26 protein-coding genes are annotated in these 26,944 nt (G+C 68.0%); 14 read left to right on the forward strand and 12 right to left on the reverse strand.

Annotated features, from left to right (window positions below; genetic code table 11):
* Positions 1-5 precede the first annotated feature (5 nt).
* Both ASF87_RS12445 and ASF87_RS12450 read left to right on the forward strand, forming a co-directional pair.
* Entirely contained in the window at positions 6-827 is an 822-nt protein-coding gene (locus tag ASF87_RS12445) for an ABC transporter permease (RefSeq protein WP_042541948.1), read from the forward strand.
* Positions 824-1,561: an ABC transporter ATP-binding protein gene (locus tag ASF87_RS12450; protein WP_042541947.1), complete on the forward strand. Its 738-nt coding sequence runs from the start codon at positions 824-826 to the stop codon at positions 1,559-1,561. Before ASF87_RS12445 ends, ASF87_RS12450 begins: the two co-directional genes overlap by 4 nt.
* A 25-nt stretch (positions 1,562-1,586) precedes the next feature.
* Here ASF87_RS12450 and ASF87_RS12455 read toward each other — a convergent pair whose 3' ends face one another.
* The 3 genes from ASF87_RS12455 to pseB are packed head-to-tail and all read right to left on the reverse strand — an operon-like array spanning position 1,587 to position 4,431.
* A complete protein-coding gene (locus ASF87_RS12455) occupies positions 1,587-2,318 on the reverse strand; it encodes a cytidylyltransferase domain-containing protein (RefSeq protein WP_082508864.1) in 732 nt (243 codons plus the stop codon).
* Positions 2,315-3,439 carry a DegT/DnrJ/EryC1/StrS family aminotransferase gene (locus ASF87_RS12460; protein ID WP_056376227.1) on the reverse strand — a complete coding sequence of 375 codons (1,125 nt, stop codon included), beginning with the start codon at positions 3,437-3,439 and terminating at the stop codon, positions 2,315-2,317. The genes ASF87_RS12455 and ASF87_RS12460 overlap by 4 nt, the downstream gene beginning before the upstream one ends.
* A 2-nt stretch (positions 3,440-3,441) precedes the next feature.
* A complete protein-coding gene (gene pseB / locus ASF87_RS12465; RefSeq protein ID WP_056376228.1) occupies positions 3,442-4,431 on the reverse strand; it encodes a UDP-N-acetylglucosamine 4,6-dehydratase (inverting) in 990 nt (329 codons plus the stop codon).
* 106 nt (positions 4,432-4,537) lie between these two features.
* Between pseB and ASF87_RS12470 the strand changes: the two genes are divergently transcribed.
* Positions 4,538-6,022 (forward strand): bifunctional UDP-2,4-diacetamido-2,4,6-trideoxy-beta-L-altropyranose hydrolase/GNAT family N-acetyltransferase, encoded by a 1,485-nt coding sequence (locus ASF87_RS12470; protein ID WP_056376229.1) that lies wholly within the window; start codon positions 4,538-4,540, stop codon positions 6,020-6,022.
* A gap of 9 nt (positions 6,023-6,031) precedes the next feature.
* Here the strand turns inward: ASF87_RS12470 and pseI are convergent, their stop codons facing one another.
* On the reverse strand, positions 6,032-7,093 hold the full coding sequence (pseI, locus tag ASF87_RS12475) for a pseudaminic acid synthase (protein ID WP_235558942.1): 1,062 nt from the start codon (positions 7,091-7,093) through the stop codon (positions 6,032-6,034).
* Between the two features lie 92 nt (positions 7,094-7,185).
* Between pseI and ASF87_RS12480 the strand changes: the two genes are divergently transcribed.
* Positions 7,186-7,875 (forward strand): hypothetical protein, encoded by a 690-nt coding sequence (locus ASF87_RS12480; protein WP_197066099.1) that lies wholly within the window; start codon positions 7,186-7,188, stop codon positions 7,873-7,875.
* A gap of 43 nt (positions 7,876-7,918) precedes the next feature.
* Positions 7,919-8,284 (forward strand): hypothetical protein, encoded by a 366-nt coding sequence (locus ASF87_RS12485; RefSeq protein ID WP_056376230.1) that lies wholly within the window; start codon positions 7,919-7,921, stop codon positions 8,282-8,284.
* Between the two features lie 30 nt (positions 8,285-8,314).
* On the opposite strand, the gene ASF87_RS12490 is transcribed toward ASF87_RS12485, so the two are convergent.
* From ASF87_RS12490 to ASF87_RS12505, 4 genes are all read right to left on the reverse strand, one after another.
* Complete coding sequence (locus ASF87_RS12490; protein WP_056376231.1) at positions 8,315-8,938, reverse strand: hypothetical protein; 624 nt, start codon at positions 8,936-8,938, stop codon at positions 8,315-8,317.
* Between the two features lie 4 nt (positions 8,939-8,942).
* Positions 8,943-9,899, reverse strand: a complete 957-nt coding sequence (locus ASF87_RS12495; RefSeq protein ID WP_042541941.1) for a glycosyltransferase family 2 protein — start codon at positions 9,897-9,899, stop codon at positions 8,943-8,945.
* 97 nt (positions 9,900-9,996) lie between these two features.
* Positions 9,997-11,295 carry an O-antigen ligase family protein gene (locus ASF87_RS12500; protein WP_056376232.1) on the reverse strand — a complete coding sequence of 433 codons (1,299 nt, stop codon included), beginning with the start codon at positions 11,293-11,295 and terminating at the stop codon, positions 9,997-9,999.
* On the reverse strand, positions 11,292-12,707 hold the full coding sequence (locus tag ASF87_RS12505; RefSeq protein WP_056376233.1) for an O-antigen ligase family protein: 1,416 nt from the start codon (positions 12,705-12,707) through the stop codon (positions 11,292-11,294). The genes ASF87_RS12500 and ASF87_RS12505 overlap by 4 nt, the downstream gene beginning before the upstream one ends.
* A gap of 87 nt (positions 12,708-12,794) precedes the next feature.
* On the opposite strand from ASF87_RS12505, the gene manA reads away from it, so the two are divergent.
* The 4 genes from manA (at position 12,795) to ASF87_RS12525 (ending at position 19,032) form a co-directional block, all read left to right on the forward strand.
* On the forward strand, positions 12,795-13,937 hold the full coding sequence (gene manA, locus ASF87_RS12510) for a mannose-6-phosphate isomerase, class I (protein WP_056376234.1): 1,143 nt from the start codon (positions 12,795-12,797) through the stop codon (positions 13,935-13,937).
* A gap of 158 nt (positions 13,938-14,095) precedes the next feature.
* Complete coding sequence (locus ASF87_RS12515) at positions 14,096-14,413, forward strand: WhiB family transcriptional regulator (RefSeq protein WP_079112584.1); 318 nt, start codon at positions 14,096-14,098, stop codon at positions 14,411-14,413.
* 147 nt (positions 14,414-14,560) lie between these two features.
* Positions 14,561-17,653, forward strand: a complete 3,093-nt coding sequence (locus ASF87_RS12520; protein WP_157550067.1) for a glycosyltransferase — start codon at positions 14,561-14,563, stop codon at positions 17,651-17,653.
* Positions 17,650-19,032, forward strand: coding sequence for a DUF5719 family protein (locus tag ASF87_RS12525; protein ID WP_056376235.1), 1,383 nt, complete (start codon positions 17,650-17,652; stop codon positions 19,030-19,032). The genes ASF87_RS12520 and ASF87_RS12525 overlap by 4 nt, the downstream gene beginning before the upstream one ends.
* Positions 19,033-19,063: 31 nt before the next feature.
* Here the strand turns inward: ASF87_RS12525 and ASF87_RS12530 are convergent, their stop codons facing one another.
* On the reverse strand, positions 19,064-19,405 hold the full coding sequence (locus ASF87_RS12530) for a metallopeptidase family protein (protein ID WP_056376236.1): 342 nt from the start codon (positions 19,403-19,405) through the stop codon (positions 19,064-19,066).
* Between the two features lie 165 nt (positions 19,406-19,570).
* On the opposite strand from ASF87_RS12530, the gene ASF87_RS12535 reads away from it, so the two are divergent.
* The 4 genes from ASF87_RS12535 (at position 19,571) to ASF87_RS12550 (ending at position 22,830) form a co-directional block, all read left to right on the forward strand.
* Positions 19,571-19,777: a DUF3499 family protein gene (locus tag ASF87_RS12535; protein ID WP_056376237.1), complete on the forward strand. Its 207-nt coding sequence runs from the start codon at positions 19,571-19,573 to the stop codon at positions 19,775-19,777.
* Positions 19,778-19,853: 76 nt separating this feature from the next.
* Complete coding sequence (locus ASF87_RS12540; RefSeq protein WP_235558943.1) at positions 19,854-20,813, forward strand: efflux RND transporter periplasmic adaptor subunit; 960 nt, start codon at positions 19,854-19,856, stop codon at positions 20,811-20,813.
* The gene (locus ASF87_RS12545; protein ID WP_082508910.1) at positions 20,810-21,619 is read left to right on the forward strand and encodes an ABC transporter ATP-binding protein; all 810 of its coding nucleotides are present in this window, start codon (positions 20,810-20,812) and stop codon (positions 21,617-21,619) included. Before ASF87_RS12540 ends, ASF87_RS12545 begins: the two co-directional genes overlap by 4 nt.
* Positions 21,616-22,830, forward strand: coding sequence for an ABC transporter permease (locus ASF87_RS12550; RefSeq protein ID WP_056376238.1), 1,215 nt, complete (start codon positions 21,616-21,618; stop codon positions 22,828-22,830). Before ASF87_RS12545 ends, ASF87_RS12550 begins: the two co-directional genes overlap by 4 nt.
* A gap of 34 nt (positions 22,831-22,864) precedes the next feature.
* On the opposite strand, the gene ASF87_RS12555 is transcribed toward ASF87_RS12550, so the two are convergent.
* Positions 22,865-23,674 carry an RDD family protein gene (locus ASF87_RS12555; RefSeq protein WP_056376239.1) on the reverse strand — a complete coding sequence of 270 codons (810 nt, stop codon included), beginning with the start codon at positions 23,672-23,674 and terminating at the stop codon, positions 22,865-22,867.
* A gap of 16 nt (positions 23,675-23,690) precedes the next feature.
* Between ASF87_RS12555 and ASF87_RS12560 the strand changes: the two genes are divergently transcribed.
* Positions 23,691-24,683, forward strand: coding sequence for a stage II sporulation protein M (locus ASF87_RS12560; RefSeq protein ID WP_056376240.1), 993 nt, complete (start codon positions 23,691-23,693; stop codon positions 24,681-24,683).
* A gap of 12 nt (positions 24,684-24,695) precedes the next feature.
* On the opposite strand, the gene ASF87_RS12565 is transcribed toward ASF87_RS12560, so the two are convergent.
* Together ASF87_RS12565 and ASF87_RS12570 are read right to left on the reverse strand one after the other, a co-directional pair.
* Positions 24,696-26,003, reverse strand: coding sequence for a DUF58 domain-containing protein (locus ASF87_RS12565; RefSeq protein ID WP_042541931.1), 1,308 nt, complete (start codon positions 26,001-26,003; stop codon positions 24,696-24,698).
* Entirely contained in the window at positions 26,004-26,927 is a 924-nt protein-coding gene (locus ASF87_RS12570) for an AAA family ATPase (protein WP_056376505.1), read from the reverse strand.
* Positions 26,928-26,944: the final 17 nt, after the last annotated feature.

Raw genomic sequence — 26,944 nt, forward strand, 5'->3', positions numbered from 1 at the left:
GCACTGTGAGTCACACTGCTGCCGGGGCCCCCGGAACGCCCCGGCGCTATCTCCATTCCCTGTGGCTGCTGTCAGCCAGGGACCTGAAGGTGCGGTACTCGACGAGCCTGCTCGGCTACCTGTGGTCGGTGCTCGATCCGCTCGTGATGAGCGTGATCTACTGGTTCGTCTTCACGCAGATCTTCAACCGTGATGTCGGTGAGGATCCGTACATCGTGTTCCTCATCAGCGCCCTGCTGCCCTGGGTCTGGTTCAACACGTCGGTCACGGATTTCACTCGCGCATTCAAGAAGGACGCGAAGCTGGTGCGCTCGACTGCGATCCCTCGCTCGATCTGGGTGAACCGCATCGTGTTGAGCAAGGGCGTCGAGTTCCTGTTCTCGCTCCCGGTGCTCGCGGCATTCGTGATCATCAACCTGCTGGTGGAACAGGACCCGGCGCACACGGTCCAGGTCGGCTGGGGAATCCTCTGGGTTCCCGTCGCCGTGTTCCTGCAGACCGTTCTGCTCGTGGGCCTGGGGCTCCTGATCGCTCCGCTCTGCGTCCTGTTCGTCGATCTGGAGCGCACGACCGCGCTGATCCTGCGCGCCATGTTCTACGCGACTCCGATCATCTACAACGTCACGGATCTTCCTGGCATCTTTCAGACTCTCGGTGCGTTCAATCCACTCGCCGGGATCTTCATGCTCTACCGGATGCCGTTCTTCCCCGACCAGTGGAACCTCTTCACGCTGCTCGTCAGCGTGGGGATGACCCTCGTCATTCTGGCGCTCGGCGTATGGACGTTCCGGTCCCTCGAGCGCACCGTGCTGAAGGAGTTGGGATGACCGTCGCGATCGAGGCCAGCGGGCTGGGCGTCCGCTTCCGCCGCAACCGCCGTGGGCGCCAGAACTTCAAAGACCTGTTCGCCCCTGCGGCGCGGCGGTCGCGCTCCGGAGAGTTCTGGGCGTTGCGCGACGTCTCGTTCACGGTGCAGCAGGGGGAGTCGATCGGCGTCGTCGGGCGCAACGGCCAAGGCAAGTCCACTCTGCTCCGCCTCGTCGCGAAGGTGCTGCTCCCCGATGAGGGGTCGGTGAAGGTGAAGGGCGGAGTCGCTCCGCTGATCGAGATCACCGGCGGGTTCGTCGGCGACCTGACCGTACGCGAGAACGTCGCATTGATGGCCGGACTGCACGGAATGCCTCGGGACGCGGTCGCAGAGCGCTACGACGGCATGATCGCCTTCGCAGAGCTGGCGGGCTTCGAGGACACCCCGTACAAGCACCTGTCGAACGGTATGAAGGTCCGACTGGCTTTCTCGGTGGTGTCGCAGCTCGACGAGCCGATCCTGCTCGTCGACGAGGTGCTCGCGGTCGGAGACAAGGCGTTCCGCGACAAGTGCTACAAGCGGATCGACGAGCTCCTCGCCGAGGGGCGCACGCTCTTCTTCGTCAGCCACAGCGAGCGCGACCTCCGCCGCTTCTGCACACGCGGTCTCTACCTCGACAAGGGCGGGCTCGTTCTCGACGGTCCGATCGCAGACGTCCTCGACAGGTACAACGCCGACTACAACCGCGGCTGACGCGGGCGGGCGGCCGTCCTCTCGGTCATTCGCCGAGTTTCTTCTGCTCCACGTGTGAGTTGATCGCGGCGAGCTCCGGATGAGAGTCGAGGACGGCCACGATCTCGGAGACGTCCAGCCCGGCAGCACCGTGGTCCTCGATGAGCGCCCGGATGACGGTGAGGTCCTCCGGAGTGTCCAGGGTCACCCGATAGTGCGAGGCATCGACCTGCTGGGTGATCGAGTGGATGCTCGAACGCGGCGATCGTCCTGTGTAGAGGTACGGGGTGACGTGTTCGCGCTCGGCCGGCTTGGTGGCGTTCCTGTCGGCCTCGGCGAGGGCGGACGCAGCGAAGACCTCGAAGTCGAACCCGCGCGGGTACGTCCGTTCGAGGACGTTGGAGACGTGGGCGTGAGGATCATCCAGCTCGACGAACCGGCGGACGCCATCGGAGATCAACGCGGCATCGATCAGAGGGCAGTCCGACGTCACTCTGACGACGACATCGAGCCCTGCGGAAGAGGCCGCCCCCGCGAACCTGCTCAGGACGTCACCCTCGCTGCCGCGGAAGACCTCGATCCCTCGCCGATGCCCCAGGTCCGCGAGAGGGTCGTCAGCGGCGTTCGTCGTCGTGGCGAGGACGACGGGCAGATCGGCGCTGCTGAGCCTGTCGATGTGGTGATCGAGCATCGAGCGGCCGCCAGCCGGGATCAGCACCTTTCCCGGAAGGCGACCGCTGGTCATCCGCGCCTGGGTGATGATCCCGATGCGTGTCAACGCAGAGCCCTGACGAGCGACTCGACGACCTGGTCGACCTGGTCGTCGGTCAGCTCCGGGTGGATGGGGAGCGAGAGCTCCTCGGCGTAGAAGGCTTCGGCGTTGGGGCACATGCCGCGGCGGTAGCCGGCATCCGCATAGACGGGGTGCCAGTACACGGGCATGTAGTTGACCTGTACACCGATGCCGTCTGCACGCATCCGGTCGAAGACCTCTCGACGGCGCTGATCGAGGATGCGCACCGGGTAGAGATGCCGGATCAGTTCGACGTCGTCGCGCTGGATCGGCGTGCGAACCCCGTCGATGCCTGCGAGGGCCGCGTCGTAGCGACGAGTGATCTCGGCGCGTCGCCGTCTGAAGGTGTCGAGCCGTGCCAGCTGGGAGAGGCCGAGTGCGCAGGCGATGTCGTCGAGGCGGTAGTTGAAGCCGAACTCGTGCACCTCCTGATGCCAGGCGCCTTCGGTCGTCACCGCGAAGCGGTCCGCGTCGCGCACGAGCCCGATGAAGTGGAACTCGTGCGCGCGCTGTGCGATCAGCGGATCTTTGGCGACGAGGGCGCCGCCCTCGCCGGTCGTGAGGTTCTTGGTGGGGAAGAACGAGAAGGTCGTCAGATCCGCGAGATCACCGACCGGTCGGCCCTTGTACGTGCTGCCGATCGAATGCGCGGCGTCATCGAGGACGAGCGCGTCGACCCGTGCGGCCGCAGCGGAGAGCCTGTCGTAGTCCGCAGGATGGCCCGCGTAGTCGACGGCGGCGATCACCTTGGTGCGCTCATCGATGAGCGTGTCGACCGCATCCGGGTCGATCAGCGCCGTGTCTTCCTCGACATCGGCGAAGACGATGTTCGCACCGAGGACCGACGCCATCGCCGTCGTTGCGATGAAGGTCATGGGCGTCGAGATCACGGTGTCACCGCGGGTGACCCCTGCGGCGCCGTACGCCATGTGGAGGGCTGCCGTGCCCGAGGTCGCGGTGATCGCCCGGTGCCCTCCGGCGATCTCGCCGAGCCGCGCCTCGAAGGCGGCGACCGCCGGACCCGTCGTGAGCCAGTCGCCGCGGAGCACGTCGACGACGGCCTGGATGTCGTCCTCCGAGATCGACTGACGTCCGTACGGCAGCACGGTCAGATCCCCGCCTCGATGATCTCCGCGATCTCCGCCTGCGAGTACCAGCGGTCGTTGCTGTCCGAGCGATAGGCGAAGCCCTCGGGCACAGGCACGGCGCTGGCGGGCATCTGGTAGCCCCACGAGGCGAGGTCGGGCTGGATGATGAAGTACTTGCCGTCGCTGACCGTCACCGCGCGGCGGCCCTCCTCCGGGCTGATCATCTCCTCGTGCAGCTTCTCGCCCGGGCGCAGACCCACGTCGACGAGCTCGGCTCCCGGCACGACGGCGTGGGCGAGGTCGGTGACCTTCATCGAGGGGATGCGGGGGACGAGCAGCTCGCCGCCCTGCATGAGCTCGAATGTGTCGACCACCATCTCGACGGCCTGGGGGAGTGTGATGAAGAACCGGGTGCACCGCAGATCGGTGATCGGAAGCGGCTTGCCCTCGGCGCCCAGACGGGAGAAGAAGGGGATGACCGAGCCGCGTGATCCCATGACGTTGCCGTAGCGCACCACCGCGAATCGCGTGTCGTAGGCGGCGGCGTAGTGGTTGCCGGTGATGAAGAGCTTGTCAGCGGTGAGCTTCGTCGCGCCGTACAGGTTGATCGGGCTCGAGGCCTTGTCGGTCGAGAGCGCCACGACGCGCTTCACTCCGGCGTCGATCGATGCCTCGATCACGTTCTGGCTGCCCAGGATGTTCGTCTTCACGAACTCGAACGGGTTGTACTCGGCGGTGTCCACCTGCTTGAGCGCCGCGGCATGCACCACGTAGTCGACGCCGTGCAGCGCACGAGCGAGACGTCGTTCGTCGCGGATGTCGCCGATGAACCATCGCAGCCGGGGGTCGTCGCCGAACTGCTGTCGCACCTCGTACTGCTTGAGCTCGTCACGCGAGAAGATGACCAGACGCCGGGGGTTGAGGTGGGCCAGGGCGTGCCGTATGAACGCCTTGCCGAACGACCCGGTGCCGCCTGTGATGAGGATGCTCGCGCCCTCGAGAACCGACACTCTGTCTCCTCAGCGTTGTCGTGATCGCATGGATGCTCGGGTTGTTCCATGCCCGGCCTATCCTATCGGGTGGGCGCAGGCGCGCCCTGGAGGAGAGGGACGAGCGATGAGCGGGCGACGGGTCCTCCTGCACTGCAACGCCGGTGTCGAGTCGGGCATGGGACACCTCATGCGCACGCTCACGGTGGCTCGCATCGCGCGCGACCGCGGGTGGTCGGCGACGGTGTTCGGCGATGTCGACGAGGCAGGTGCGGACACCCTGCGCCGGATGGATCCAGACCTGCCGCTCGTCACGACGCAGGGGGCCGAGGCGAGCATCGGCGACTTCGCCGATCTCGCGCGTGGCGTCGACGTGATCCATCTGGACAGCTACCGGGAGATCCCGGATCTCTCGTCGCTCGGACCGCTGATCAGCAACATGCAGGACGGTCCGTTCGGCGTGCGCGATGCCGATCTCGCGATCGATGCCAACCTGGCATCCGAGCGCACGTTCGTGGACCCGGAGCGCAGCCTGAGCCATCTGGCGGGCATCGACGCCGCGGTCGTGCGCGCGCAGGTGCTGGCGCAGCGCGATGTGCGGATGACACCCTCGGCCGTGCCTCGGGTGCTCGTCGTGATGGGCGGCACGGATCCCCACGGTGTGACCGCTCGTGTCGTCGCCGCCTTCGATCGTCTGCCCTCCGAGGTGCAGATCACCGTGATCGACCCCCGACGCCGCGATGAAGTCGTCTCAGCGGCCGAATCTTCGCGCCACGCCGTCGAGGTCCTGGGTTTCGTCGACGACCTCCCCGCGATCGCCCGAGACCACGATCTGGCCGTGACCGCGGCGGGAACCTCCGTCTGGGACTTCGCGTGCATGGGCCTTCCGATGGCACTGGTATGCGTGGCGGACAACCAGCGCGTCGGCTACCGCCAGGTCGTCGAGCGGGGGCTCGCCATCGGGCTGGGAGAGCCGCCCCATCAGAGCCTCGAGGAGCGTATCGGCCTGCTCGCCGATCTTCTCGAATCGCCGGAATCGCTCGCCGAGACGGCTGCCGCCCTGAAACGCATCGTCGACGGCCTCGGCAGCTGGCGCATCGTGACCTCCTGGGAGCAGCTGCTGAGCACGCCTCCTCGGGTCGGACCTCGGACTGCGCTGAGCGCTCGTCCGGCGATGATCGACGATGGCCAGAAGCTCTTCGAGTGGCGCAACGACCCCACAGTCCGCCTGAATTCCCGCTCGCGCGGCGAGATCGACCGAGGATCGCACGATGAGTGGCTCGCGAGAAGCCTCGAGGATCCCGATCGTCTGCTGCTCATGATCGAGTTGGACGGGATGCCGGTCGCCACGTGCCGCTGGGACAGGAGGTCGGCAGACGCATGGGAGATCTCGATCACGGTCGCCCCCGAGATGCGTGGTCGCGGTGTCGCTGCATCGGCGGTCGAGGCGGCAGAGAGCGCGCTCACTGAGCTGCCCCCGATCCGGCTGCTCGCTGTCGTGCATCGCGACAACGCGGCGTCTCGTCGCCTGTTCGAGCGCGCCGGCTATCTTCCGCATCTGCCTGCGGATGAAGACGGCTTCCTCACCGTGGCGAGATGGCGGCTGTCGTAGCGGCGTGACCTAGAGCACGTCCCAGGTCAGCGGCGTGCCGCGTTCGACGTCTCTCGTGAACGTGCGTCCGCTCACGAGGGCGAAGTCATCGGGGCGGAGTCCTCCGGCCGGGCGGATCGAGCGCACGTTCTCAGGACCCACGCTGTCGCCGGCACGCACGTCGGCGACGACGAACAGAGACCGGCGGAGGGCGAGAACCGCCTCTTCCTGGGCTGTCGGTCCGAACGATACGCCGCTCGCCGACGCGACACGCGCCTGCTCGGAGGCGATGACGAGGGCTTGGAACTCGTCGGGCGTGAGAGAGAAGTCCGCGTCGACGCCGCCATCCGTGCGGTCGAGCGTGACGTGCTTCTCGATCACGACCGCGCCGAGGGCTGCAGACGCGACTGCGACTCCGATGCCGAGCGTGTGGTCCGAGAGCCCCACCGGGACATCGAATGCGTTCCGCAGCGCCTCGATGTTGCCCAACCGCGCCTCCTCGGGAACCGCAGGGTAGGCGGCGGTGCAGGCCAGGAGCACCAGCTCCGTGCCGCCGGCGCCGCGGATCGCGGTGACGGCCGCGTCGATCTCCGAGAGCGTCGCCATGCCGGTGGAAACGATCATCGGCTTGCCGGTGCGGGCTACCTCGCGGAGCAACGGCAGGTCGATGATCTCGGCGGACGCCGTCTTGTACATCTCCACGCCCAGTTCCTCGAGGAACGAGACCGAGCTCGGGTCGAACGGGGTGGAGAATGGGATGAGTCCGTGGCTCCGTGCGCGCTCGAAGATCGGCGCGTGCCACTCCCACGGCGTGTGCGCCTCCTCATATAGGGAGTACAGGTTGCGGCCGCCCCACAGGCCGTGGTCGCTCGCGACCTGGAAGGCGGGCTTGTCCGAATCGATCGTGAGGGTGTCGGCCGTGTACGTCTGGATCTTGAGGGCATCGGCACCCGTGGCGGCGACGGCGTCGACGATGGCCAGCGCGCGATCGAGGTCGCCATTGTGGTTTCCCGACATCTCAGCGATAGTGAACACCGGCGAACCGGCGCCGATGCTCGCGGTGGAGAGCTGGATGGTCTGCGAAGAAGTCACGCCGATAACTCTAGACGCGTCCTGTGGCTGACTCACCGCCGTGCCGCGGGAGTCGCTCTTGGCGTGCCCTAAGCTGAGGTCTCATGGGGCGTGTGACGGAGCTTGTCGGTGATGACACGGCGATGGCCGGTGAGGCGGGGTTCTACGACCGCCTCCGTCCTCTCGTCAGCGCGTACGCCAGGACGGCCCCGGTGCGCCGGATCGCCGTCGTCGGCAATCAGCCGCTCGAGCCGTCCGACCACAGGGCCGAGATGATCGATACGGCGGATGTCGTGTTCCGAGTCAACGGCTTCCGCGTGGATGACGTCGACGGAGCACCGTCGGTCGGGCGCCGTGCCGACGTCGTGGTGTTCAACCGCGGTGTGCGGCCGACCCCCTGGTTCTTCGACGGGTATTCCGAGCGCCTCTATCTCATGATCGAACCGGGGCGCCTGCTCTGGGAGAATCCGAAGCTTCCCGCTTTCTGGCCTGCTGATCTCGGGATCGTGACGATGCCGAACCGCGAGGTGGTGCTGCCCCTCGGTGAGGCGATGGGCGCCGATCCGCGCAGCGGCGGCCAGTGGGCGACGACGGGAACCGTGATGCTGTGGATCGCGACGCGCCTGTTCCCTGAAGCTCGGGTCGATGCCGCCGGATTCTCATTCGTCGACGCCCCGGATCAGACATCCTGGAACCACGCCTACGGCGATCCCTCGGCTGTGGGCGCGGAGCACCGGATCGACTTGGAATCGGAACTCGTGCGAGGCTGGATCGAATCCGGCCGCGTCGGCTATCACCGCTGAACGTAACCGACCATCGACAATCACCCGAATGATTGAGGACTGAATGCTGAACCGACTCCGTCGCAGACTGGACGCCGTCGTCGAACGCCGTGTGGACGCGAGAGTGGACGCCAGGCTCGACCGAGCCGTCGAGCAGTTCGAGAACGCTCAGCGCGATTACGAGGCGCGCCTCGCCGGCACCCAGGCGGACTTCTCGTACATCAGATCCGAGTTCGATCGCATCGCCCCGCAGGTGGCGGCGCTCGAGCAGCGCTTCGAGTGGCTTCGAACACGGCTCGATGCGGGAGACCTGGATCCCGACGGCGCCCTCAGCCGTGCTCAGGCCGAACACGAGCGCGCGCGAATCCGACTCGAACTCGCCGCCCACTATGAGGAGCGCCTACGCCGCCTCGAGTCCGGCGTCGACTGAGCCCGTACCGAGCCGGACCCGGCCTCGCGGTCAGAGTCCGACGATGTCCCGGAGCGCATTCGCCGCGGATCGTGCGCTGTCGACATCCGTCGGCGTGCCCGCTGCCGCGTCCGAGCGCAGAGCGCTGAGCGTCTGGTTGTAGTCATTCACGGCGGCACCCCAGGCGGATTCGATCGAGCTGGGGGGAGCAGTCTCTCCGAGCCGCTGGGCGTCGGCCTGAAGATTCGCGATCACGGCCGTCGCATCCTGGCCGCTGGTCTCGCTCACGATCTGAAGCCCGGTCAGAGCGTCGTCGAGCCACCCGCGCACCTGTCCACGGAACGCATCGACCGAGGGGTCAGCGGCGGGCGGCGGGGTCGTGATCGGCGTCGTCGGTTCAGGCGCGGCGGTCGGCTGCGGAATCTCGGTCTGGATCGGCGTCGGCGAGGCCGAAGGCGACATCGACGGGGACGCCGACGGTGACGCGGAAGGGGACGGTGACCCGCTGGCGCCGGGAGTCGGAGACTCTCCGCGCGGCAGAAGGAAGAACAGCAGCACGCCCACGATGACGAGCGCGGCGACGACGAGTCCGACGATGAGCCAGACTCGACCACGATTGCGCGGCTTCGGCTCCAGAGGGGCCCAGCGGAGGTCCGGCTGCGGTTCGTCGGTCATGCTGTCAATCCTCCAGAGCGGGCATGGGCGTCCAGGAGCGATCGCGGCCGAGCTTGCCGCCCTCCTTGAGTCCCCGGAACAGATTGCTCGTTCCTCGCACCGTGCGCTCGACGAACAGCAGCCTGATGAGCTCTTTCGCGAACGTCATCGACGTCCCGAGTCCGAACAGCACAGGGTTGTAGTTGCCGTGCACGCGGTAGTAGTTCTTGATGTACGCCCGGTTGCGCATGATGTAGAAGCGGTATGCGTTGCTCGAGGCGTTCATGTGACGGATGCCCATGTCCCATTGCTTGATCTCGCGAGTGCGTCGCAGGACGAACTCGTCGACGATCACCGCGGTGGTCTTGCGCGAGGCGAGCCACCCGTACATCTGGTCATCCCAGTAGATGAAGAAGCGGTGGTCGGGCAGACCGATCTGCCTGACGATGGACCGATGGATGAACATCCCCTCGAAGCATCCGCTGTTCATCTCCTTGAAGCCCGAGGCGTCGAAGCCGGACGGAGCGAACGGGATCGGGATGCCCATTCGCTCGGCGATCCGGTACTGCCAGTAGAACTCACTGCCGTCGTAGTCGTAGCGTCGGCCCTGGATGCTCTTGAAGCGCGGAGCCCACTTGCCCATCTTGGCCAGACCGTCGGTGACGACCTCGACGTCGTCGTCCATCATCCAGATCCACTCGGAGCCGAGTTCGTACGCGGTGCGCATGCCCTCGCTGAAGCCTCCCGAGCCGCCGGTGTTCGTCTCGAGTCGGCGGTACACGACCTCCGTTCCGAGCTTCGGCCGGAAGGACTCCACGACGTCGGTGGTGTCGTCGGACGAGGCATTGTCGATGATCACGACATGGCCCGGCTTCGGGTCCATCGCGCTGATGCTCTCGAGGAGACCGGTCAGGAGGTGAGACCGGTTGTACGTGACGATGACGATCGTCGCGGACGCCGGGTCGAAGGGGGCGTGAGTCACGAGGTGCAATCTCCGGAGGCTGGGGGCCCGCAGGGCGCCGCGAGCAGCTCCACCCTACCTGGAGCAGTTCGGAATCCGCCGAGGGCGCGGCGAGTGGTCAGCGTTCGGGGCGCAGGGTCGGGATCGCGCCGGTGTGCGCGGCATCTATGCTTTCGCGCCACGACCTCGTCTGTCCGGCCCGCAGAGCGCACAGGACCAGCATGAACCACCCGGCACCGACCAGGGTGAAGCTCTCGAACATCGACTCCACAGCGAGAGTGACGAGCATGAGAGGCGTCCAGGCGTAGACCACCGAACGTCGTACGCTCGCGACGAGCCACGATCGGACGGTGGCGATGCCTCCGAACAGCAGGAAGAGCACCAGTCCTGCCGTGCCAAGCTGCAGCAGGACGTCGAAGTACGCGTTCAGCGCGCTCTGATGGTGGTCGTCGAGCAGGAAGTTGATGTACGTGAAGGGGAACTCGCCGCGGGCCCAAGACCCGAACCACCCCCATCCCTCCACCGGCTTGAGAGCGACGAAATCGAGGATCGTGTTCCACAGGGTCGCCCTGATCGAGAAGTCAGACCCCGCGTCGAGCAGTGCGATGATCACGTGGCGCAGAGCGAAGGCCGCAGCGAGGGCGAGGGCGACGAGAACGCCGAGCACCCATTGCACGAGGGTCCGTCTCTCCGCAGGTGCATGACGGACGATCGCGAGAGCGACGGCGACGACGCCGACCGCGGCCGCGAGCACCAGCACGGTGGGGGAGGATGAGAAGAACGCCAGCAGCGACGCGAGAGCGATCGACGGGACCGCGATGCGAGCCGTCAGCGATTGGGAGCGCCACTCGACCACGAATGTGATCAGTGCGATCACCGTGACGAATCCGAGCATGTTCCTGCTGCCGAAGATTCCCTGCACCGGGCCGCCGACGGCCAGGTCGCCCTGGATGCCGAGGAAGGTGAAGGGGGTGTCGAGCAGCACGCCGGACAGGATCTCCAGGCCGAGCGACACGAGCAGGAGGAACCTCAGCGAATCGCCGAGGGCGCGGACCGTCTGGAGCGTGTCACGGATGTGGCCGACCGTGACCGCCAGGAACGCGAATCCGAAGAGCTCCATCCACCCGAAAGCGGTGGACGACTTGTCGGTCGTCCACACAATGCTGACGAGCGCCCAGGCGAGGAAAGCCAGGAGCGATGACGGAGCGATGCGCAGCAGCGAGAGCTCTTCTCGACGCACCCACAGGACCCAGGCGCCGAGCACGCAGAGGACGGCGATGATCGTGGCGAGGGTGACGTGGGAGGCCGCGTGTTCGATCGTGAACGACGAGAAGACCGAGGTGAGGGCCACCACCGTGTACGCGCGAGCGAATTCGGCCGAGCCGAGCAGATCGCTCAGACGACGTCGCGTCGTCACGGAACCCGCCGGATTCGCTCGCCGCGCTCGATCACGCGCTCCCGTTCGCCCACGCCGACCAGGGGCACCACCTTGATCTTGAACGTCAGCATCACCAGCAGCATCCAACCCCAGAGCATGATGGGCGTCGACTCAGTGAGGCCCTGCACGAGCAGCACGACGGTGAAGAGACTCGGAAGCAATGTGATCGCCGAGAAGGTGCGGTCGGACTTCAGGTCCCATCGAGGTCTGTCGACCGCGAAGAACCACGAACGCCAGAGCAGGCTGAGATAGGCGAGCGCAACAAGGACGACACCGACGACGCCGAGCTGCATCAGGACGTCGAGCCACATGTTGTGCGCGTGGAAGACGGTGATGCCATGATCCTCGATCCACCCGGCGAAGGCGGGGTCGAAAGGCACCCAGGGGCTGGAGAAGCCGTTGCCGAAGATCGGGTGCTCGGCGGCGCGCGCGAGGACCTTGTCCCAGATCGTGTCGGAGCGACCGGTGAGGTCTGCACTGCGCCCGAGGAGGGCGAAGAGCGGTTCACGAAGCAGCCAGGCTGCGGCTCCTGCGATCGCGACGCCGCCGATGGACACCACGTAGAGCCTCGTTCGCGCGCCCGGCGTCTTCGTGCGGCGCATCAGCAGTGCGACGACGAGCACGAGGACCGCGGCCGCCGCGCATGCGTACGCTGTGGCGGATCCGGCTCGGAGGAAGAAGTACCCGGCCAGCAGAGTCCAGAGGGCCAGAGTCGTGCGCCACCGCGCACGGGCGGCGAGCAGCACACCGAACGTGAGGATCGCGAACAGGCAGACGATGGCGAGCACGTTGGAATTGCCCACGATCCCCTGGATGCGGCCGCCGTCGAGCAGGTTGCCCCTGACCCAGTACCAATGCGCATTCGTCTCGCCGTCGGGCCGGACGAAGAAGTTCGGCAGGATCGGAGCACGCACGACGAGCGCGACCCACAATTCGAGCGCGAGGGACAACCCGAGGATCCACTTGAAGGCGGAGGCGAGTGCTCGCACGATCTCCTGCCACGACAGCACGTGCACGATGAACAGCGCGTTCACTGTGACGGTCGCGAGCAGGAACCAGGTGATGATCGTCGCCCCCCGCCACTGCGACCACGCGACCGAGAGCAGAGCCAAGGCGGTGTAGGCGGTGGCCGCCCATGGCAGTCGCCGCCAGGCGAACGCGGCAGGACGGCGGCGGGCGACCATCGGAACGCCGATGGCGAGCGTGGAGATCAAGAAGACGATGAGGGTGACGAAGGCGCCGATCTCGCCGACGAGGTTGTAGACCGCCGAGTGAGCAAAGGTCGCGAAGAGGACGAGCCCGATGTATCCGCGCAGCAGAAGATGCCCCGTCGACTCGCGCTCTGGAGCGGTGGGCGGGGCGGCGACCGGGTGCTTCGTATATTGCGCCATCGCGTTCAGGCTACAGCGCGGACATCGCGACGAACCTGATGCAGTACGTCGTGGCACGGCGAGTTCGCATGCCAATACCCTGGTGACATGCTTCTCAGCCTCTCGAACGTGCCCCGTGACTACGCCTGGGGGTCGCCTACGCTTCTCGCCGACCTGGAGGGCCGCACCCCCACGGGTGGCCCCGAGGCCGAGGTGTGGTTCGGCGACCACCCTGGAGACCCTGCGGATGTGCAGGGCGACGGGACGCTCGACGACGTCACCGGCGGATCCCTGCCCTACCTGCTGAAACTGCTCGCGGCCGCATCGCCGCTGTCGATCCAGGTGCACCCCACCATCGAGCAGGCGAGAGCGGGGTGGGCGCGGGAGTCGGCGCTCGCTGCCACTGACCCGAACCGCAACTATCGCGACGACAATCACAAGCCGGAGCTGCTCGTCGCCTTGAGCGAGCGCTTCGAGTCGCTGAGCGGGCTGCGGCCCGTCGAAGATACGCTGCGCCTGCTCGACGTGCTGGGAGAGAGCACGGGGGTCGCGGAGCTCGCCTCTCGTCTCGACGGCCAGGGTGACGTGCTGCGCGACACGATCGGCTGGCTGCTGTCGGGTGACGCGCAGGCGGTGGTGGATGACATCGTGGACGCGGTGCACACGGCGGCAGGCTCCGCGTCGGGCGAGTGGGCCGCCACCCTTCGTGGAGTGGCTGCGATCGCGGAGACCTACCCGGGTGACCCGGGCGTGGTCGTCGCGCTCCTCATGAACCACGTGGTGCTGCGCAGGGGAGAGGGCGTCTTCCTGAGGGCCGGTCTGCTGCACGCCTACATCTCGGGGCTCGGGGTGGAGATCATGGCGGCCAGCGACAACGTGCTGCGCGGAGGCCTCACCCCCAAGCGCATCGATGTGCCTGAGCTGCTCTCGATCCTCGACACGACGACGGGTGAAGTGCCCGTGCTGCGTCCGGCGGCGGCGGATGCCGTCACCGTGTACCCGGTGCCCGTCGCCGACTTCTCGCTCAGACGGATCGAGCTCGACGATGCGAGTGTCGTGATCGACGTGGACGGACCCACCATGGTCCTCGCCACGGTCGGTCGTGTCGTGGTGAGCGGCGCAGACGGCGAGCGGCGTGAAGTCCCGGTCGGCACGGTCACGTTCGCGACGCCCGAGGAGGAGCGCGTGACGATCAGCGGTCGAGGCGAAGTGTTCGTCGCCGCTCCCGGCGATCCTGCCGCAGAAGGGTGACCCTCGGCGCGGGCGTGCGACACGCCGTGTGGTGGTCAAGAACCTTCAAGACCGGATTGAGGGTTTACGATCCGCGACTTGACCGATGCGAATGACACGGGTGTAATTAGTTGAGCACGGCCCGCCGAGGGGGCGGAATTTAGGGGTTGGAGAGCGAGATGACGGGTTACCGTTCAGACGTACCGGAGAACTGGTTCGTCGATCCGATCAACCTCGGTGTCCCCGGGGTTCGGAAGATCGAGACCGACGACGACAATGCTCTGGCATGGCAGAGCGATGCGCTCTGCTCGCAGACCGATCCCGAGGCCTTCTTCCCCGAGAAGGGCGGGTCCACCCGCGACGCCAAGCGGATCTGCACATCGTGCGACGTCCGCGGCGAATGCCTCGAATACGCGCTCAACAACGACGAGCGCTTCGGGATCTGGGGCGGCCTATCGGAGCGCGAGCGCCGCAAGCTCAAGCGTCGCGCCAGCTGATCCGGTATGCGACGGTCGTCGGGAGGCGCGCTCCGAGCCGCTCCCAGGGAGACGTCACCCGAGGCGACTCGCGATTCTCATAGCTTCGCGGCCACGCCGAAGCAGGTATGCCTCGGAGTCCTGCCGCGCGCATAGGCTGACCAGGTCATGCCAGCCCGAGTTCATGCAATCATCGTCGCGCGCCCCGGTTCTTCCGCCCGCGCGCAGCTGCTCCGCACACTCGATGCGTTGCGCTCCCAGACCACACCCCCAGCCGCGATCACCCTGGTGATGTGCGGCGATGCGGCCTCGGCTCGTGAGAGCGGGGCCATCGCCGGCGCTGTCGAAGGCATCATCCAGGCACGCGGCGGTACGTCCTTCGCCGACGCGGTCGAGCTGGCCAGACCTCGCATCCTCGAGGGGAGTGCGGTCTGGCTGCTCGCGCATGACACCGCGCCGCACGAGCGCGCTCTCGAGCGCCTGGTCGGAACCCTCGAGCGCTCGCCGTCTGCGGCGATCGTGGCACCCAAGCTCGTGCACACGGACAACGAGCGCGAGATCGTCTCCCTCGGTGTCAGCATGACGACCCTCGGACGCGCCGTAGAGCTGGCAGCCGGTGAGCTGGATCAGGGACAGCACGACGGCAGCGACGACGCGCTGGGTGCAGACATCCGCGGCATGCTGATCCGCGGCGAGGTCCGTGACGCGCTTAGGCCGGATCCGGCCCTCGCGGGAGCGGATCTGGGACTCGATCTCGGAGTCCGCGCCCGACTCGGCGGCGGACGTGTCGTGCTCGCGCCGTCGGCGAGAGTGTCGGTCTCGCCCGATGGACCAGCGGCACTGCCGACCCCACGAGGCAGGCGCGCCTTCGCGACCAGACTTGCGCAGCTGCACCGCCGGCTCGCCTACGCCCCGGCGATCGCCGTGCCGCTGCACTGGTTGAGCCTGCTCCCGCTCGCACTCTGGCGATCGATGACCGATCTGATCGGCAAGAGGCCGGAGGCGGTCGCTCCCGAGTGGGCAGCGGCAATCACGGCGATGTTCCGCTTCGGCGCGATCGCTCGCTCTCGTGCGCGCATCCGTTCGTTCCGGACATCGAGCTGGTCGAGCATCGCACCGCTGCGGGTGAGCAGCTCCGACCTGCGTCGACGGCTGGACGACGGCCATGGCAGCGAAGGCGGATCCGCCAGCGAACTTCGATTCTTCTCGGGCGGTGGCGCCTGGGCGGTGCTCGCCGCGCTCGTGGTCAGCCTCGCGACCTTCACCACGATCCTCGCGTGGCCGGTGCTCGGTGGCGGGGCCCTGCTTCCGCTGCGCGAAACGGTCGGAGCGCTCTGGAACGACGCCGCCTGGGGGCTGCGAGGTCTCGGAGTCGATGTGGTGGGTCCGGCCGATCCGTTCGCCGGTGTGCTCGCCGTGCTCGGCTCGCTCTGGCCGGGTGCCCCGTCGTTCTCCCTCGTGCTGCTCTGGGTGCTGGCGCTGCCGCTTGCGGTGCTCGGCGGCTGGTTCGCCGCAACGCGTGTGACGGATCGAGCGGGCCTGCGCATCTTCGCCGGAATCGTGTGGGCGCTCGCGCCGACCTTCCTCACTGCGCTGGTCGACGGTCGCCCAGCAGGAGTGCTGGTGCACCTTCTGCTGCCGTGGCTCTTCCACGCAGCGGCCGTGGCCCACCGTTCATGGGGCGCGGCGGGAGCCGCATCCCTCCTCTTCGCCGCGGTGGCGGCGTGCGCGCCGTCGCTGGCCCCGGCGCTCCTGCTGCTGTGGGTCGTGGCGCTCGGCATCACTCTGGCCGGGGCGCGGATCCGCGGGGCCGTCCGCCTGCTGTGGGTGCCTGTTCCTGCTGTCGCGCTCTTCGCTCCGCTCGTGCTCTGGCAGCTTCGCCACGGTGACATCCTCGCGGTGCTCGCCGATCCCGGTTCGGTCTGGAACGGTCCGCAGGCGACGGCCGATGCGGCAGGAAGGCTCGCCCTGGCCACGGGGTTCCCCACCGGAGACATGGCAGGATGGGCCTCCTGGCTCGGCGTCGAACTCGCGCCGTGGGTCGCGGTGCTGCTGGCCCCTCTGGCACTTCTCGCTCTCGCATCGTCGGTCGCTCCTCGCTGGCGGGCGGGGATCACCCTTCTGGTCGTCGCACTGTCCGGCCTCGCCACCGCATTCCTCGCGGTCGGCGTCGCAGTGTCCTTCGCCCAGGGGGAGCCTGTCGCGATCTGGCCGGGCTCCGGTCTCAGTCTCGCCTGGGTCGGCGTCACGGGAGCCGCCCTCGTGACCCTCGACACCGCGTTGTCGATGCCACGGGTGCGAGTCCTGAGCGCGGCGGTCGCCGGACTGTCGATCGCGGTGTGCGCGGTTCCGGCGCTCGCCGCATTCCACTCCGACTCCTCCGAACTGACCGACGGCCCTGCGTCGACGCTGCCGGCGTACGTCGCCGCACAGGCGGGCGCTGACCGTCAGATCGGCACCCTCGTGCTCACCCCCCAGAACGACGGAGGGCTCGCGACCGAGGTCGCGTGGGGCGGAAGTGAGACGCTGAGCGCCCAGACGACGATCCTGTCGACAGCGACGGAGCTGCGCGGTGCCGACCTCACGACGCTGGCGGTCGACCTGCTCTCGGCGCGCGATTTCGATGCCGCGGACGAACTGGGGATGACCGGGATCTCCTACGTCCTCGTCGCTGAGGTCTCCGGAGAAGAGTCCGATCGTGCCCGCTCCCTGCGCACGGCGGCCGTGACATCGCTCGATCAGCGGGCGGGATTCGTTCAGGCCGGTTCCACCGACCGCGGTGTGCTCTACCGGCTCGAGGCCGATGCCTCGCCGCGTGCCCCGCTCTCGTCAGCCGAGCAGGCGACGGCCCGGCTCGTGATCACGATCCAGCTCGTGCTCGTTCTCGCCGCCCTGCTGCTGTCGGTGCCGACGCGTGCGTCGCGACGGGCGGCGCGTGCCAGGTCGCGAATCGTGGGACGTGCACCGGAAGAGCCGCTCGTTCTGCCGCGACACCCCGAGGACCGCGAAGACTCCGATGATCGTGAAGATCCCGGCACGTCGCGCGAGGATGACGGGGTCCCTGCGGTCGCCGGGACGACGGACGATGGATCCTCCGAGACACCAGAACCCGATGCGTCCTCGGAGACCGGTTCTCCGAGCAGTCCGCATCAGGACGCGGAGACCGATCCCGGCGACGCCGTCGACGATGCCGACCACGACGCGGGCACGAAGGGTCATGGAGGCCCGGACTCCGAACAGGACGAGAGGGAGCGACGATGACCGGCAACCGTGCATTCCGGGTGGCGGCCACCGGCGCTCGAGTCCTGACTGGCGCGGTCGTGGCAGGGGCGTGCGTCGTCGGCGTCGCGTTCGGCGTCACGGCGACGTGGCCGACAGTCGTGCACGAGCCCGCTCAGGCACAGGTGACGCCTCTTCCGGGTGACACCGTGCTCGTGTGCAACGGCGACCTCCGCGCCGTCGGACGCGATCCGTCCAATCCGCTCGAGATGGTGTCGGCGGCAACACCCGCACTGACGGTCGAGGGCTCGTCGGGCCGACCGGAGTCGAGCCCCCTGCTTGCGAAGGACCTCGCCGACGGCGGAGCCGCCCTGCGCCTCGTCGGCATCGTCGACGGACGCCAAGCCCCCCTGCTCGGCGCGACCGAGTCCGCGAGTCTGGCAGAGGCGGATCTGTCCGGCCTCGCCGCGGCTCCCTGCCGCCCTCCGAGCATCGAGTCGTGGCTCGTGGGCGGAACGGTCGCCACAGGAACCGAGGATCTCATCGTCCTCACGAATCCGGGCGTCGTACCCTCGACAGTGGCGCTCGGCGTCTACGGGTCGGTGCGGGCATCGAGCACCGTGATCGTCCCCGCGGAGTCGCAGGTCGCGCTGCCGCTGACATCGATCGCCGCCGGCTCCGACTTCCCGATCGTCAAGGTGACAGCGACAGGCGCGCCGGTGCGTGCCGTGCTGCAGTCCTCGCTCACCCGAACGCTGGACCCAGCGGGAATCGATCTGCAGGATGCGGTTCCCGCTGCGCAGCGTCAGCCGGTGCTTCCGGGCATCGAGGTGTTCGAGAACCAGGGCGACAACGCCGACATGGCTGTTCTGCGTCTGATGTCGCCCGAGGTGGACTCCGATGCCGTGGTGAGGATCAGCGAGGTCGGGTCGTCGACGGTCGTCGACGAGTTCACGGTGCCGCTCACCGCTGATCTGCCGACGGAGCTCTCTCTGTCGGCGCTCTCGCCCGGCAGCTACACGATGAGCATCGAGTCCGACAACCCTGTCCTCGCCGGCGTGAGACAGCAGGACGGCGCAGGCCCGCAGGACGACTTCGCCTGGGTCACACCGGCCCCGGAACTCGAAGACGACATCTACATGGCTGTTCCTTCCGGGCCGAATCCCCGCCTCGTGCTCGTCAATCGTGAGGATGCCGATGCGGTGGTGCAGGTAGCAGCCGCCCCCGGGGGAGACCCGATCGAGGTCACCGTGCCCGCGGGCTCCTCCGTGTCGGTCGATGTGAAGCCGCGCACCGTCTACTCGATCTCGACCCCGACACCCGTGCACGCCTCGGTCACGATGGCCGCGGCCGGTGAGCTCGCGGTGTGGCCCATCTGGCCCGCGACGGGGGCGCAGCAGAGCATCACCGTCTACCCGTGACGATCGGGGCGGTGGGGGTCGATCCGCGACCTCAGTGGTCGTGACCGCCGAGGTCCCAGGGTTCACGGCCGACGTACTCCGCGGCGGCTCGGAACACGGCGCTCTCGATCGCCATACGCCGGTGAGCGCCGTCGTCGTGCCCTGGCGGCAGCAGGCGCTCGATCGGAAGACGGAAGAGCACGATCCGAGCCTTCTCGTGATCCAGGTGCCAGCGCGGCACCTCATCCGTCGCTTCGAACGCCGGCATGGCGCCGATCTCGAACCTGACCTCCTGCAGCTCCGGCCAGGTGCCACGGAGGAACTCCACCGCCGTGCCGACGGTCAGATCGAATCGGTCGATGCGCCCGTCGAGAGGGGCCAGCGGCGGACGCACGACCTCACTGCGTCCGAGTCGCCCATGCCGTCCGTGCCTCGCCCCGCGTCGGGGTGCTTCGGAGGTTCGGCGACGACGGGGCATAGCGAAAGTCTAGGCCGAGTCTGTCGGCCGGGGCGGCGCGGCATCCGCTCGACCGGAGAACCTGGACGTAGCCTGGCGTGAATGGACGGAAGACTCTGCTCGAAGGTCGGCTGCGCGCGTGAAGCCGTGGCGACGCTCACCTACGACTACGGCGATCAGATGGCGGCGCTCGGGCCACTGGGGACAGCACGGCACCCGAACGCTCACGATCTGTGCGCGCAGCACGCGGATCGGTTGTCAGTGCCCGCGGGGTGGCTCGTGATCCGGCATGAGGCGCTTCGCGCCTGAGTTCTTCACTTCGGTGGATGAGACACGCCGCCCCGCGGCGGTGAGTCCTCGGAGCACCCGGCTACGCTGACCGCGGATGCGCCAGGGCGGCGCCGCCGGAAAGGCAGCTGTGATCGTCTGGCGACGCTGGATCTTCCCTCTTCTTCTCGTGCTCGTCTTCGGAGCATGCGCCGCGGCTCTCGTGAAGATCGCGTTCTTCCCGGACAGCAGCGAGGCGATGGTCAGTCCTGAGGCGTCGATCGGCGACCCGGTCATCCCGGTCGAGCGAGGCTCCGTCGTGAATGCCCTCACCCTGAGCGGCAACGTCGCCCGCGACGAGGCCTTCCCGGTGCGCACAGAGGTCACCGGGACGGTCATCGCGGTGCACGTGCCGGAAGGGGCGACGGTCGCGGCAGGCCAGAAGCTCTTCACGATCAGGCAGGACGAGCCGAAGAAGGATGTGGATGTCGTCGCTTCCGAGGCGGGCGACGTCTCGGAGATCGCTCTCGTCAAGGGACAGGCGACGTCCGCGGGCACCGAGATCTTCACGCTCACGCCGGCGCGCTACCACCTGCTCGCGACGGTGGAACCGGTGCAGCTCTACCGGCTGGTGAACGCACCCTCCGAGGCATCGGTGACCATCACCGGCGGACCAGCGCCGTTCGCCTGCACGGGAGTACGCGTGCAGGTGAGCGCCGAGGGCACGGCGAGCGTCAGATGCGCGGTGCCGGGCGACCAGGTCGTCTTCGCGGGCCTGCCTGCGACGATGGATCTCGCGCTCGGACAGGTCGACGACGCCCTGGTGGTGCCGGTCACGGCCGTGCAGGGCGGGGCCGGCACCGGCAACGTGTGGGTCGACGCCGGCGACGGCGCCGAACCCGAGGAGCGCCCTGTCGAGCTCGGCGTGAACGACGGAACCATGGTCGAGGTCGTCTCCGGTCTCGAAGAGGGCGAGTCGATCAGACAGTTCGTTCCCGGGTTCGTCGCACCGGTGGAGGAGTTCTGCTACGAGATCGAGCCCGGCGTGGAGCAGTGCGACAGCGGGGTCAGCTGGTGACGCTCGTCGCACTCAGCGATGTGACGAAGAGCGTCCGGCTCGCCGATGACTCGGAACTGGAGATCCTTCGGGGCATCTCGTTGGAGGTGAGTGCCGGTGACCACGTGTCGATCGTCGGCAGGTCGGGCTCGGGCAAATCGACGCTGCTCAACATCCTCGGGATGCTCGACGCTCCGACCAGCGGGTCCGTGTCGTTCGAAGACCGCGAAGTGCGGCTCATGCGCTCAGGGCGGCTGGACAGGCTGCGCGGGGACAACGTCGGCTTCGTCTTCCAGCAGTTCAATCTGCTGCCTGGGCGCACGGCGCTCGACAACGTGATGATGCCGCTCGGGCACGCACGGGGGCGGATGTTCTGGAACAGGAGACAGATCGCCGCCGACATGCTCGAGCGGGTCGGCCTCGGCCACCGCATCGAGCAGGTCGCCGACCGCCTCTCCGGAGGCGAGCAGCAGCGGGTCGCGATAGCCCGGGCCCTCGTGCGCCGCCCCGTGCTGATCCTCGCGGACGAGCCGACCGGAGCTCTCGACATCGACACGGGTGCGTCCGTCATGTCATTGCTCGACCAGGTGGCGACCGAGACCGACGCCGCACTCGTCACGATCACGCACGACCTCCATGTGGCCGCCCGAGCCAGGCGGCACTACCGGCTCGACACCGGAGTGCTCGAGACGGCGGATCTCAGCCGCGCCTTCGAGGCCTCCACGCTCGCCGCCTCCGTCCCCTCCGCCGCATCAGCGGACTCGGAGGCATCCGCGCCCGCCACTGTGCCAGCCATGCCTTCCTCGCGTCGCGGAGCAGTGTCGTGACCGGCATCCTCGGCGCCCTCTCGGACGCCTGGTCGGAGATCCGTGTTCATAAACTGCGGGTGCTGCTCAGTCTGATCGGCATCGCGGTCTCGGTGGCGGCACTCACCGGGGTCGTGGCCATCTCCGAGTATCAGCGCCAGTTCCAGGCCGAGCAGTCGGACCGCTGGGGTGGTCGGGCAGCGACGCTGGTCGTCACGATCAGCAGCGACGACGGCGCACCCGTCGACTTCGACGCCTTCGACGAACGGTTCACCGGCGTCGCTGAGCGATTCGAGTTCAGCCACACCGCGCGGATCGCGCAGGGCATGGTCGTCCCCGTGCAGCTTCCTGACGGCATCGTCGACGTGAACTCGCGATTGATCGACCCTCTCTACTCGCAGATCCACCGCGAGCAGCTGCTCGAGGGGCGCTGGATGCGCGATGCGGATTCCGACGCGCTCTCACCGCCCGTCGTGATCACGGAGGCGCTGTGGGACCGCATCGGGCGGACACCCGTCGCTCAGCACCCGACGCTGACGCTCGCAGGGCCGGCAGGCGGCACGTACCAGGTCGTGGGCGTCGTGCCTCGCCAGGGGGTCGGCGACGAGGAGCTGCGCGTCGACATCCTCTACGACGCGTATCGTGCTCGCGTCGATGCCCTGCCGGAGGGAGCCTGGCCGCAGTATGAGATCTGGCTGGGCCTCGGTCAGGTCGATGAGATCGCACCCGTGCTCGCGATGGATCTTCGGGCGGGACTTCCGGAGGGGCAGACCGTGTCGGTCAGCCGCTCGGACTGGGCGGCCCAACCCGGTGCGCTGGACGCGCAGGCGACGTTCGAGATGGTCACCGGCGGCATCGCGGCGGTCATCCTCGCTCTCGGCGCGCTGAGCCTGATCAACATCCAGCTGGTCGCCATGCGGCAGCGGGTGCGTGAGATCGGTGTGCGTCGCGCGTTCGGGGCGACGTCGGGCCGGGTCTTCTTCTCGGTGTTCCTCGAGAGTCTTGTGGCGACAACCGTGGCCGGGCTCGTCGGCATCGCGATCGTGGTCGCGGTGCTCCGCTCCGATTGGGTGGTGACGTCGCTCTTCTACGGCATCCAGGACATCCCGCCGTTCCCGATGCGAGCGGCTTTCGTCGGTCTCGCGGCGTCGATCCTGGTCGGTGCCGTCGCCGGCTTCATCCCGGCGCTGGTCGCATTGCGGGTGAAGGTGATCGACGCGATCCGATTCTGACGTGGGCCCGGCGGCTTCCGCACCGGGCGAGTGCTCAGACGCCGACGTGACGACCGGTGAGCTTCTCCGCTCGGCGATCGGCGTTCTGCAGTGCCGTGCGCTCCCGCTCGCGACGAAGCACGGTGATGCCGATGAGCGCCACTTCGGGCGCGGCCTGGGGCAGGGGTGAGACGAACGGCGAGGCCTCGGAGAGCAGATCCTGCGCCACCCTCGCTCGTGCAGACGGCACCATTCGCGGAGCGCTCTGCAAGAACTGGGAGATGCGACGGGCGAGCCGGTCGGGCAGGCGGGCCACATCGGCGATCTGGGCCCAGCCGGCGAGCATCGGCGGCAGCACCGGGACGCTCGGGATCAGCTTCGGCGTGCGCACGCGCTGGCTGTAGGTGCCCGCGACCATGTCTCCGAGGCGCTGGGATCGGGCGCTGAACGCCCCGGCGAGCACCGCGACGCTGCCCAGCGTCATGTAGATCTCGAGAACGCCCAGAAGCGCCCGGATGAAGGCGTGCCGGAATCCGGTCGCGCCCCCGTCGAGGCGTACGATGCGACCACCCACCGCGAGCTTTCCGAGGCTGCGGCCCTTGAGAGCGACCTCCATCGTGATCGGCAGCACCACGAAGCTGATCACGATCGAAGCGATGAAGGCGATCGTGTCGGTCGCCTGGTCGAGAACTCCGATGTCGAGCAGCCAGATGCGCAGGAACAGGGTGAGCACGAAGACGGCGATGCCGACCAGGAGATCGATGATCGCCCCCGCGGCTCGCAGGACGAATCCGATCGGCTGCACGTCGATCGCGACGGCTTCGCCGGAGAGAACCTCATCGGATGCATCGAGCGGGACGGACATGGGTACAGTAAATCAGGTGGATGCCGATGCGTTGACAGATGCACGCCGCGCCGAGTGGGAGCGACTCGACCAGTTGAGCCGCGCCCGGCTCGACGGGGCGGGCGTCGACGAGCTGATCGTCCGATACCGCGCGGCATCCGCTGACCTCGCGGAGCTGAAGACCTCGGTGGGCGAATCTCCTCAGGGCGCGTATCTCTCGACGATCCTCGTGCGCGCACGGCTGCGACTCACGGGCGCATCCGACAACATCCTCACCCAGACCGGCCGCTTCTTCTCCCTGCAGCTGCCGGCTGCCCTCTATCGACTGCGCTGGACGACGCTCGTGGTCGCGGTGTCGTTCATCGCGGTCGTGGTCGGCACCGCCGCATGGATCTCGTCAGACCCGGCGCTTCTGGCCACCCTCGGCCCGCCCGACCTGCTCGAGCAGTATGCGGATGAGAGCTTCACCGGCTATTACACCGAGAACCCCGCGGCGGTCTTCATGGGCATGGTCTGGTGGAACAACGCCTGGATCGCCCTGCAGTGCGTTCTGTTCGGCATCACCGGCCTCTGGCCGATCAACGTGCTCGTACAGAATGCGATGGGTCTCGGGGTATCCGGCGCCGTCATGGCCGCCCACGATCAGGTCGATGTGATGATCCTCTACATCCTCCCGCACGGCCTTCTCGAGATGACGTCGATCTTCGTCGCCGCGGCCGGCGGACTCCACCTCTTCTGGTCGTGGGTCGCTCCGGGGCATCGATCGAGAGGCGAGTCTCTCGCCGCCGAGGGACGCTCGCTCGCGACGGTGGCGATCGGACTCGTCTTTGCGCTGTTCGTCTCGGGCCTGATCGAGGGTTTCGTGACCGGGTGGTCTCTGCCCTGGCCGATCAAGATCGGCATCGGCGTGGCCGCGCTCGCCGCGTTCCTGATCTACATGCTCGTCATCGGCGGTCGCGCGTATCGCCGAGGCGAGACCGGCGACCTCGTCGAGTATGAGGCAGGGACACCGCGACTTCTGGCCGGCTGAGGTCTCAGCGGTTCACAGCCGCCCTGAGGCTTTCAGCTCGAGGTATCGGTCGGCGATCCGAGGCGGCAGCGTCTCAGGATCGGCGGCGATGGCCTCGCCTCCGGCGCGACGCACCGCATCGGCCACGTTCTCCGCGTCGCGCATGGTGCGTTCAGCGGCGGCGGCGAGGTAGATCTCCTCGCGCGAACCACGCTGCATCGCGAGATCCGCGATGCCGTCGTCCGTGACGGATCCGACGAGGATGGACGTCGCCCTGCTCGCATCGGGGAAGGCACCGAGGAATCCGCGTGCCGACTCAGCGGCATCCTGTGCGGTCAGCACGACGATCAGCGCGGGGCGGGTCGTGAGTGTGCGAACCGCGGCGAACGCGCCCGGCCAGTCGGTGTCGACGAGGCGGGCGTGCACCGGGGCCATCGCATCCGTCAGGGCGGGCAGAAGCGCGGCGCCGTCGACGCCGGTGACTCGAGCCCGCACGACACGGTCGTACATGAGCAGATGCACGTGGTCACCCGCTCGCGCCGCGAGGGCAGCGAGCAGAAGCGATGCCTCGAGGGCGGCGTCCACTCTCGTTCCGTCGCCGACGCGCGCAGCCGCGGTGCGCCCCGTATCGATGATGATCACGACGTGGCGGTCGCGCTCGGGTCGCCACGTCCTCAGCATCGTGGTTCCCGCCCGGGCGGTCGCCCGCCAGTCGATGGACCGTACGTCGTCGCCCCGAACGTATTCGCGCAAAGAGTCGAACTCGGTCCCCTGACCGCGCACCTGGATGCTCGTGTTGCCGTCCAGCTCCCGCAGCCGTGCCAGCCGTGAAGGCAGGTGCTTGCGCGACGAGAAGGCAGGGAGCACCCGGACGGTTCCCCGCACCGTGTGGCGGGCCTGCCGTCCGGCGAGGCCGAGCGGACCCCGTGACCGGATCATCACGAACTCGCTTGCGAGCTCCCCTCGACGCCGGGGAAGCAGCGGCATCGAGACGCGTCGCCGTTCGCCCGGTGGGATGCTGAGTCGCTGACGCGCCTCGCCCGCGCCCGCCGTCGGCTGCCATGCATCACGGATCACCGCATGCAGGGTGCGGCTGCCCTGATTCTGCAGCGCGACGCTCACCGGAACCAGTTCTCCGATCCGGGCGCGGGCCGGCACGCGCCTCGTCACGACGACGGAGCGAGGGCTCGGTGCCAGCAGCACGTCGAGCACCACCAGCAGCACGCACAGCAGCACCCAGATGCCCAGCGCGGCATATGGCGGGAACTCCGCGAGCCCGGCGAGGACGAGCGGGACGATGCCGACGGCGACGGCAAGCGCGAGACGGCCGGTGACGAACACCTAGATCGGCACCCTGGTCTGCTGCACGACGGACGTGAGCACGGCATCCGCCGACACGCCCTCCATCTGCGCGTCTGGACGCAGCTGCAGTCGGTGTCGCCAGACCGGCACGAGCATGGTCTGCACGTGATCAGGGGTGACTGCGGTCGATGCGTTGAGCCACGCCCACGCCTTCGCAGCGGCCAGCAGACCCGTCGAGGCGCGAGGACTCGCGCCGAGCTCGACCGATGGCGACTGTCGCGTCGCCCTGGCGAGATCGACGACGTAGCCGAGGACGTCATCGGTGACCTCGACGCGCCCGGCGGCATCCTGCGCCGCCCGGATCTCGTCGGCGGAGACGGTGGCCTCGACGCCGGTGAGCTCGCGAGGCGAGAAACCCGATGCGTGCTTGCGGAGCACCGACACTTCGGCGTCCCGCTCAGGCATTCCGACGACGAGCTTCATGAGGAAGCGGTCGAGCTGCGCTTCCGGAAGCGAGTAGGTGCCCTCGTGTTCGATCGGGTTCTGCGTCGCCGCGACGAGGAACGGATCGGGCAGCGGTCGGCTGACGCCGTCGGCGGACACCTGCCGCTCCTCCATCGCCTCGAGCAGGGCGGCCTGCGTCTTCGGGGGTGTGCGGTTGATCTCGTCGGCGAGCAGGATGTTCGTGAACACCGGTCCCGGACGGAAGTCGAACTCGCCCGTCCTGGCGTCGTACACGAGCGAGCCGGTGACGTCTCCGGGCATGAGGTCGGGCGTGAACTGCACGCGCTTCGTGTCGAGACCCAGCGCACGTGCGAACGAGCGCACGACCAGTGTCTTCGCCACCCCGGGCACGCCCTCGAGCAGCACGTGTCCTCGTGCCAGCAGCGACACCAGCAGGCCGGTCACGGTGCCCGCCTGGCCGACGACAGCCTTGTCGACCTCCGTGCGCACACGGTGCATGGCCTGACGCAGTTCGG

Origin of the sequence: Microbacterium sp. Leaf161 (assembly GCF_001423645.1) — a bacterium.
Lineage (GTDB): Bacteria > Actinomycetota > Actinomycetes > Actinomycetales > Microbacteriaceae > Microbacterium > Microbacterium forte.